The sequence below is a fragment of the Nostoc sp. genome (assembly GCF_036919595.1).
Taxonomy (GTDB): Bacteria; Cyanobacteriota; Cyanobacteriia; order Cyanobacteriales; family Nostocaceae; genus Nostoc.
In genome coordinates this window covers 23,979-31,612 of the sequence record NZ_JBALCO010000029.1, presented here as the reverse complement: position 1 = coordinate 31,612, position 7,634 = coordinate 23,979, and the positions used below count along the sequence as shown (strand labels likewise).

The following is a 7,634-nucleotide window of genomic DNA, read 5'->3' as shown; positions in this document are numbered from 1 at the left end:
AGGGAAGAAGAAGCCGCCGTCGGCGGCTTCTTCTTCACTTAACAATGATTATCATTATTAGATTTGGTGATTTTATTCTTTGGAAGTCCCTTAAAAGCATTGAGTAAAGTTTGTTGGAGATGTTTAGCAAATGCTCGAAATACTTCCCGTGGCTGTTTATCATCAGGAACTTTAGTTTTCAATGCTTTTAATTTAGCGCTCAGTATACTAAAATCAACGTTATTGAAGGTTTTTAATTTCTCAAGTTCACCAGTGTAGTTAATAACTAGAACTAAGGCGTTGGCGTTGGCGTTGGCGTTGGCGTTGGCGTTGGCGTTGGCGTTGGCGATCGCAACTGCACGTTTACCCACAGGTTTAAAATCTCCTGTTGAACCAGCTGTTATCTGTTCTGCCCAGTTTAATAAAGCTTGTAACTTCGGTCTATTAATATACTTTTGCGCTTCCTTTTCCATTAGCAACAGCAAATTATCTGCACCACCACGCATTAACCCAGCTACTAACAAAAACACTTCTTTCCAGCGTTGATCTGTCAGGTGTTCAGTAACTAACTTCTCAACTTGGCGATGATCATCAATATATTGTGCTGTTAAATATTCCTGTAGCGTCAGGTGAGAGAAGGAAAAGACATCCTCGGCTCGTTCTACCAAAATTCCTTGTTGAACAGCAATGGCATTCAGCACTGATTCCCCATCTAAATGCTGAGGTGCATTTAGATTACTCGCTAAGAATGTTTTAATTTGCCCAACTATATCGCGCTGTGAAAAGAATAGCCTGTCAGACTCAAAACCTGTATAAGCAATCTCTGATAGTAATATCTCTTCTAATTCTGTATGCAGTCCTTGATAAATCTCATCTCTGAGAATTCGCTTTTCTGATGCCCGCTCTTCTAGCAATATCCGCAGTGCCTTCTTGTAAAGAACACTACGATTATTTGGAAAACTTTGGTAACGGTCATAAACTAAACACAGAAATGTCAGCAATAAAGGTGTGTGTGCTAATTCTTTTGCAGCTTCATGTTCTGGTTTTTGCAGTAACTCCCAACATTTCTCACCTGTCTTTGCCTGCTTGTCTGCGTCTGAATGAAACCAGTTAGAAATAAATTGCTGAATTTGAGTATCGTCAAAATCCGCCATTGATACATCGCTAAAGCGACGAAAACTGCTGCGATAAGCTGCCGTGCGACACGAGGCAATGAAACGATTTTGATCATACTTGTCAACAAAATTCTGAATCTGACTAATTGCCTCGGTTAAGTTTTTTGTTGGTACTTCATCCAAACCATCCAGCAAAATTAGTAATTTACCTTCTTCTAAAGCTTTAGATGTAAATTTATCTGGTGATGGAAAGCCGCAAGTACGAAACTCCTTAGTAATAAACGTTTCAATATTGATGTTGCTGGATGCAAACCTTTTCAATTCGATAAAAACTGGAATGCAGGCGTGTTTAAAGTTTCCTTTTTTACCTTTGAGCGCTTCTAATCCCATCTTCCGCAAAAATGTAGATTTTCCTGCACCAGGCCCACCAAGTACCATCAGATATTGCTTATCATTAGCAACTTTAATTCCTGCTTGTTTTTTACTATCGTCAGATTGAAAACTTCGGCTTTTAGCTTGGCGATAGACTTCTTCTAAATTCTCAATAGATTCAAAACTACGGATAGCATCATCACCTAAAAACTGTACTGCTGTATAGACCGATTCCAACTTTACAGGTTCACGCATTCCCAATACTTTGAGAATACCATGCCGTTCTTCGTAGTTCTTTTGATATTGATTTGATGCAGCAAAAATTAACTGATTGGTTTTTTCATCCAGGGTTTTGCCTAATACTGCTAAAACCTGACTACCGATTTGGAAAAATATAGCGGCGACACCGCTAACGGCTGATATCGCCCAAGGTTCCATTCCTGTCATAAGATTATTCAGTGAATATGTTTAATAATTCAAGCTGAATTGCGTTATCCAACTCTAAATTATATTATGACAACTACACCAAGCTTCAATTCCTGGGTTATCTGTCCCCAACCAAATCCTCAAGCCAACTTGCGTTTATTCTGCTTCCCCTACGCTGGTGGGAACTCAGCGATTTTTCGCACTTGGCCTAATAATCTACCTAATAATGTCGAAGTCTGTGCTGTAGAATATCCGGGACGGGGAAGACAGATTAAGTTAGCACCGTTGACGCGATTAGAACCTCTTGTGGAAGTGATCGCTCCAATTCTGATACCATATTTAAACAAACCATTCGCCTTCTTCGGTCACAGTATGGGCGGATTAGTTAGCTTCGAGTTAACCCATCTACTTCGCTCAAAGTATAGTCTTACTCCCTTTCATCTCTTCATATCTGCTCGTCGCGCCCCGCAAATCCCGTTGACAAAACCACCTCTTCACGTCCTATCAGACGCTGATTTGCAAGACGAGCTACACACTCTTAACGGTACACCCAAAGCAGTTTTAGAAACTCCAGAACTGATGCAGATATTCCTGCCGATTTTACGGGCAGATTTTGCAGTTCTGGAAACTTATATTTACACTCAAAAACAGCCACTGGAGTGTCCTATTACTGTTTTTGGTGGTTTGCAAGACCGAGAAGTTAGTCATGAAGAGATGCAAGCATGGCAAGAACAGACTATCGCTGCTTTTTCATTACATGAGTTCAACGGTGATCACTTTTTTATCCATTCACACCAAGAATTATTATTAAAACTTATATCTCAAGGATTGCAAATGCGTCAGCGCAGCTGGTAGTAGTCATTAGACAAGAAGGAGTTAGGAGTCAGAATATAGAATTTTCCTGACTCTCTGAACTTCTGATGCACAATATTTTTACTGTTTATCTTTGGGTAGCGATCGCTAGCCTTGCTCCCTTCACCTGACGGACTTGATCCATTATCCCCACTATCTCACCGTGCAAGACTTTTTTATCAGCATTAATAATCACCAATGCATCTGGGTTAGAACCAACTAAAGTCCGCACTCGCCCTGCTAAATCATTAACTGCTATTGGATCGCGGTTTAGGCTTATCTGACCTTTTTCATCTACCGTGATGGTAACTTTAGTGGGAATTTGCTGTTCCTTTGCCGTGGCTGCCTTCGGTAGATTTACTGGTAATCCTTCTGATCGTGTTAAAAATAGCGTTGACATGATAAAAAATGTCAAAAGGGCAAACATTACATCAATCAGAGGTACTACATTTATAAATGGTGGTAAATCTGGTTCATTCTCATCTAGATCCATAGGACTTCTCCTGTTGTTCGTAGCGATCATGTTGTTCATAGCGATCGAGGAACAGTATTTCTAGCTGTCCACCGTACTCTTGAATCATTGTTATCTGCCGCTGGTATAGTCCCCGGAAGATGCTGGCTCCTAAAAGCACAAAGATAGCCACAATCAATCCTGAGGCGGTAGCAACTAAAGCTTCACTAATACCAGCAGTGACTGCACCAGTTTTAGTAGCTCCGACATCACCAACATTTAGTCCAGCAAATGAGCGAATTAATCCTAAAATTGTGCCGAGAAGTCCCAACAGAGGCGCCAAACCGATAATCGTGTCAAATACAGGTTGAAACCGCTTCAGTATAGGGATTTCTGCTTGCGCCTCGCTTTTCAAAGCCAAACGAAATTTTTCTGGAGTCGGTCTTTCTAGCTGTAGTCCAGCCAGAAAAATGCGTGCTATAGGTAAATCTACATTTTTTTGCAGCTTATCAACAGCACTAACGACATTATCAAGTCGATAAAGATTTAAAACCTCTCGCACCACCCGGTTTTGACGCTTACCAATTTGTAGCCAAAACTTCGCCCGCTCAATCATTAATGCCCCTGCCAACACCGAAAACAGCAACAGGGGCAACATGACCACACCACCTGCTGCAAATAAATTTTGAATTCCCATGTAGTGCCTCTAAACGTCATCAACAATACAAAATCAGACTACCAGAATCAAGCGAAAAAATGAAACTTTTTCTCAATAGAGTTTAAGATATAATCAGAATTTTTTCAAATATATAGTTATCATTATTTTTATTTACTCTTTATTTATTTTTATATAAATTCTTTTAATAAACACAAAAATTAATTTTATCTAGAAATCATGATAATAACATTAATTTCTAAAGATATTTTTTTTGAGTAGTATGCTGTTCCGTAACACTGCCGGAAATAATTTTAATTTTTTACTTGATATTTGCAACCATGCATTCTAAGATGACTAAATTAGTGAGAATAGGTAGCAATAGCTATGAGTTTTTCCGGCACTACTGTCGAGCAACGTTCCAAAGAAGTTGAGGCTCTCAAGTCTTTTCTGACTTACAGTCTGATAGGTTCACTGGCGCTGCATATCGGCGTACTGTCCTCAGGCATAGGTAATTATTTGATGAGAGTGCCTACAGGAGAAGATGAACCAATAGAGGTGGCAATCATAGATTCTCCGACTCCAGAACCAGAAAAACCACTTGAAAAAATTACAGAAGAACTCAAAAAAGAACCAGAAATTGTTCAAAAACAGCCTAGAGAAATTCCACCAGTAGAAAAACCAGTACAAGAATTGATTGAAAGACCAAAAATTCAGCCAGTTCAAGAACAACCAAAACAAACTACTCAAATTCAGCCAGTTGAACAACAACCAAAACAAACTACTCAAAACCCACAGCCAACAAATAGGGAAATTGCTCCCAAGCCAGAAGCCCCGGTGAAAACTGTTGCTCCTGTGATTGGTGGCGGCGGTGGTGGTGGCGGTGGTAGTCCAGTCTTGACAGATAACTCTGGTACCTCTAGCTCTGGCGTTGCTTTAAGTACAGGTACAGGTACAGGTTCAGGAATTGGCTCAGGAATTGGCTCAGGAATTGGCAGTGGTAGAGGTTCAGGAATTGGCTCAGGAATTGGCAGTGGTAGAGGTTCAGGAATTGGCTCAGGAATTGGCAATGGAGTAGGAAATCGTCCGACAGTAGCAACAGCGCCAATAGTGCCAACACCTCCACAAATTAATAGTTCAGGGAATGGTAATGCTAATGGTCGTGCAGCCTGCCGTGAATGTAGTGCCAAGTATCCTGATGCAGCAAGACGGCGAGGAGTTGAAGGCAGAGTAGAAGTAGCTGTTGATACTGATGCACAAGGCAATGTGACAAATGTGCGGATTGCTCGCTCTAGTGGAAACCGCGATTTAGATGAAGAAACTGCCAGACAAGCGCGTGACTGGAAATTAAAACCCGCAGAAGGTGGTAGACAAGGGGTATCTATAGCCACTGAATTTGCCATAAAAGGTTCACGGCGATCGCGCCAAGTTCAAGAACGGCAAACACAAAGAGAAGCAGAAGAGAGAACCCAGCAGGCAGCAGCAGCAGCTGCTGCTAACTCCACACAAGAACATCCAGGACGTAGGCGCAGAGAGTTGACACCCTCATCTAATGAAGCTACAGCCACAAAACCAGCAGAATCTCGATTGAGTCAACGCCTGCAACCTCAAAGACGAGAAATTATTACCGCAGGCTCATCATCTGAAGCGAGGATAAATCGCACTCAAGGAAGTGCCAGAGACTCCCTACGCAGCATCCAGCGTGAACGAGCGGCTACCAATTCATCACAACAGCCACAAGCAACCCCAACTCGGCGGCGGCGAGCAGAAAACACCAGTCAGGATAAGTTGCGGGAGTCTTTGCGCCGTTTACGCCCACAACCTCAATCGCAACCTGCTGCTCCCAGTCAGCAGTAGTCTGTCAAAGACTACCAGTAGAGGGACAAAACTTACAAAAATCATACTTTGATTAGCGATGATCGCCGCCTCCTGTTTTTAGGAGGCGGTTGTTTTTTAGATCCGAATGGCTACTTTAAGCATCATCCCTCTACCATGAGGAAGAGGGGTTAGGAGTGCGGTAATTTTATGATGGGCAATTAGACACACTGGCGATCACTTAATTTGCCAATCAATGGAAGTGGAAGTGAATAATCCCGTACTTCTCACTTCCCCATCCCCTATTTCTCTGATCAGGGCGATGAAAATCGCCTGCACCTAAGGAATGGTAGTGTTTGCTCATCACCAATTATATGCTGAGAGGATAGTCAATGGCTAACTCTCAAGTTGCTCATCTGCACTTTATGCTAGGCGTCAAATTTACTGATTTCAATAAAACTTCTACATAAACACACACTGATGCAGTTTGATTTGCTTGAATAGCTATATTGACCAGACATTGATCCGACAGCAATTCACAATTCCTGATTATGGCAAGTAAATTCATTGATGTTAGGGAATATACTGTCAGGGCGCACAAAAGACAGATTCATACTCGTGTTTTCCAGTTTGTCTGTAAAGAGTGTAACGATCTGACAAAACGCGAGACTTTCGGACCTCGACCTTTGTATTGTGAGAGATGTCGCCCTCCCCAACCGCCTAAGAAATCCCAACCAACATCTTACAAAGCAAAACCCAGACCAATGTCTTACAAAAGTGACATCAACTTAAATTGATTGAAGCCTTATGACTCAAAATGGACAATTAGAACCACCTCCGGGCACCTTTGTTTCACCACTGTTGGAATTACGAGACTATTATGCTCGCCTTACAGAAGAATATGAACGCCTTTTTGTGCAGGCGCGATCGCAGCTCGATCATGTAGAAGCGTTGTTGTCTAACTGGTCTTTTTCTGATACCAACAAGCAGATATCAAGTCTGACGGCAGCTGATGAAACCTCAAATCTTTCTCAACAAGGCTCTTTGCGGTTTTTATCACCTCTTGATGACATCGACGAAATCAACTTGGTGGAGTCTGTATCAGAACTCGCAGACTCAGATCAGGTTGAGATAGATAATTCTTTTTCTGCTGTTGATACAAAAGAGAGTCAATTTTCAACTACATCGCCAGATCCAAAGATCGCCCTAGAGAATAACGATAGTTCAACGAAGGTGGCGGAAATCCCCATGCTACCCCAGTATGATCACGCTCTCTCGCGAATGGAAGCCATAAAACAGCTATTGCAAGAGCAGATAGGCACTGTCTGTCATATTGATTTTATCGTGCGATCGCTTTATGGAGAGTTGGATTCCAATCTATTCAAAGTAGTTAAAGGTAGGGTTCAATCTTCCCTCACCCAAGGCAGAGAAAGGAATTACTGGGTAACTATTCCCGATGAACCAGGTTGTTATACTCTGGATTTAAGTTTAGTAGCCTCAAGTAACCGCAATGGTGTTTATAGGAGTATCAAAAACAAAAATAAGAAGCCTTTCCTACCTCCGATAAAAACAGTACCGATGCTCAAAACCTTTGAGGGTCAATTCTTAATTGATGCCCTCACTTCTCTATTAGAACAAAATCCAGGTAAAGTTTTCAGCGTTGCTGAAGTCATTGCCGGAATTTATGGAGAACTAGATTCTCAGCAACTTAGAGAGATCAAAAATAAGGTGCTGAATGAATTATCTAGAGGCTATCGGACAGGCAGATTTTCTAGGGTTCCTAACCAAATTGGCTTCTATACTTGGGACTCCAATCTGATATTGGAGGGTAGTTCTCGCTAAATTGGCATTGGGCAATTCAATTTTGGATTTTGGATTGACGATAGGGCAGCGTAAAGCCTGCGGCATGGCTTCGCTTAGAGCGAGTGTTGCGTACTCCTACGGGGATCTTGCTAGCAAGAGCGTCTCG

Annotated in this window: 7 protein-coding genes; 4 read left to right on the top strand and 3 right to left on the bottom strand. The window is 41.9% G+C overall.

The window, feature by feature from the left end:
* Positions 1 to 38 precede the first annotated feature (38 nt).
* The gene (locus V7K21_RS03805; RefSeq protein ID WP_335171668.1) at positions 39 to 1,913 is read right to left on the bottom strand and encodes an NACHT domain-containing protein; all 1,875 of its coding nucleotides are present in this window, start codon (positions 1,911 to 1,913) and stop codon (positions 39 to 41) included.
* A 66-nt stretch (positions 1,914 to 1,979) separates the two neighbouring features.
* Between V7K21_RS03805 and V7K21_RS03800 the strand changes: the two genes are divergently transcribed.
* On the top strand, positions 1,980 to 2,747 hold the full coding sequence (locus V7K21_RS03800) for a thioesterase II family protein (RefSeq protein ID WP_335171665.1): 768 nt from the start codon (positions 1,980 to 1,982) through the stop codon (positions 2,745 to 2,747).
* Positions 2,748 to 2,832: 85 nt separating this feature from the next.
* Here the strand turns inward: V7K21_RS03800 and V7K21_RS03795 are convergent, their stop codons facing one another.
* Positions 2,833 to 3,237, bottom strand: coding sequence for an ExbD/TolR family protein (locus V7K21_RS03795; RefSeq protein WP_335171663.1), 405 nt, complete (start codon positions 3,235 to 3,237; stop codon positions 2,833 to 2,835).
* Positions 3,224 to 3,892, bottom strand: coding sequence for a MotA/TolQ/ExbB proton channel family protein (locus V7K21_RS03790; protein WP_273767532.1), 669 nt, complete (start codon positions 3,890 to 3,892; stop codon positions 3,224 to 3,226). Before V7K21_RS03790 ends, V7K21_RS03795 begins: the two co-directional genes overlap by 14 nt.
* 345 nt (positions 3,893 to 4,237) lie before the next feature.
* On the opposite strand from V7K21_RS03790, the gene V7K21_RS03785 reads away from it, so the two are divergent.
* The 3 genes from V7K21_RS03785 (at position 4,238) to V7K21_RS03775 (ending at position 7,507) form a co-directional block, all read left to right on the top strand.
* The gene (locus tag V7K21_RS03785) at positions 4,238 to 5,707 is read left to right on the top strand and encodes an energy transducer TonB (protein ID WP_335171661.1); all 1,470 of its coding nucleotides are present in this window, start codon (positions 4,238 to 4,240) and stop codon (positions 5,705 to 5,707) included.
* Between the two features lie 509 nt (positions 5,708 to 6,216).
* Positions 6,217 to 6,462 (top strand): hypothetical protein, encoded by a 246-nt coding sequence (locus tag V7K21_RS03780; RefSeq protein WP_335171659.1) that lies wholly within the window; start codon positions 6,217 to 6,219, stop codon positions 6,460 to 6,462.
* A 10-nt stretch (positions 6,463 to 6,472) separates the two neighbouring features.
* The gene (locus V7K21_RS03775) at positions 6,473 to 7,507 is read left to right on the top strand and encodes a hypothetical protein (RefSeq protein ID WP_335171657.1); all 1,035 of its coding nucleotides are present in this window, start codon (positions 6,473 to 6,475) and stop codon (positions 7,505 to 7,507) included.
* The last annotated feature ends 127 nt before the right edge of the window (positions 7,508 to 7,634 follow it).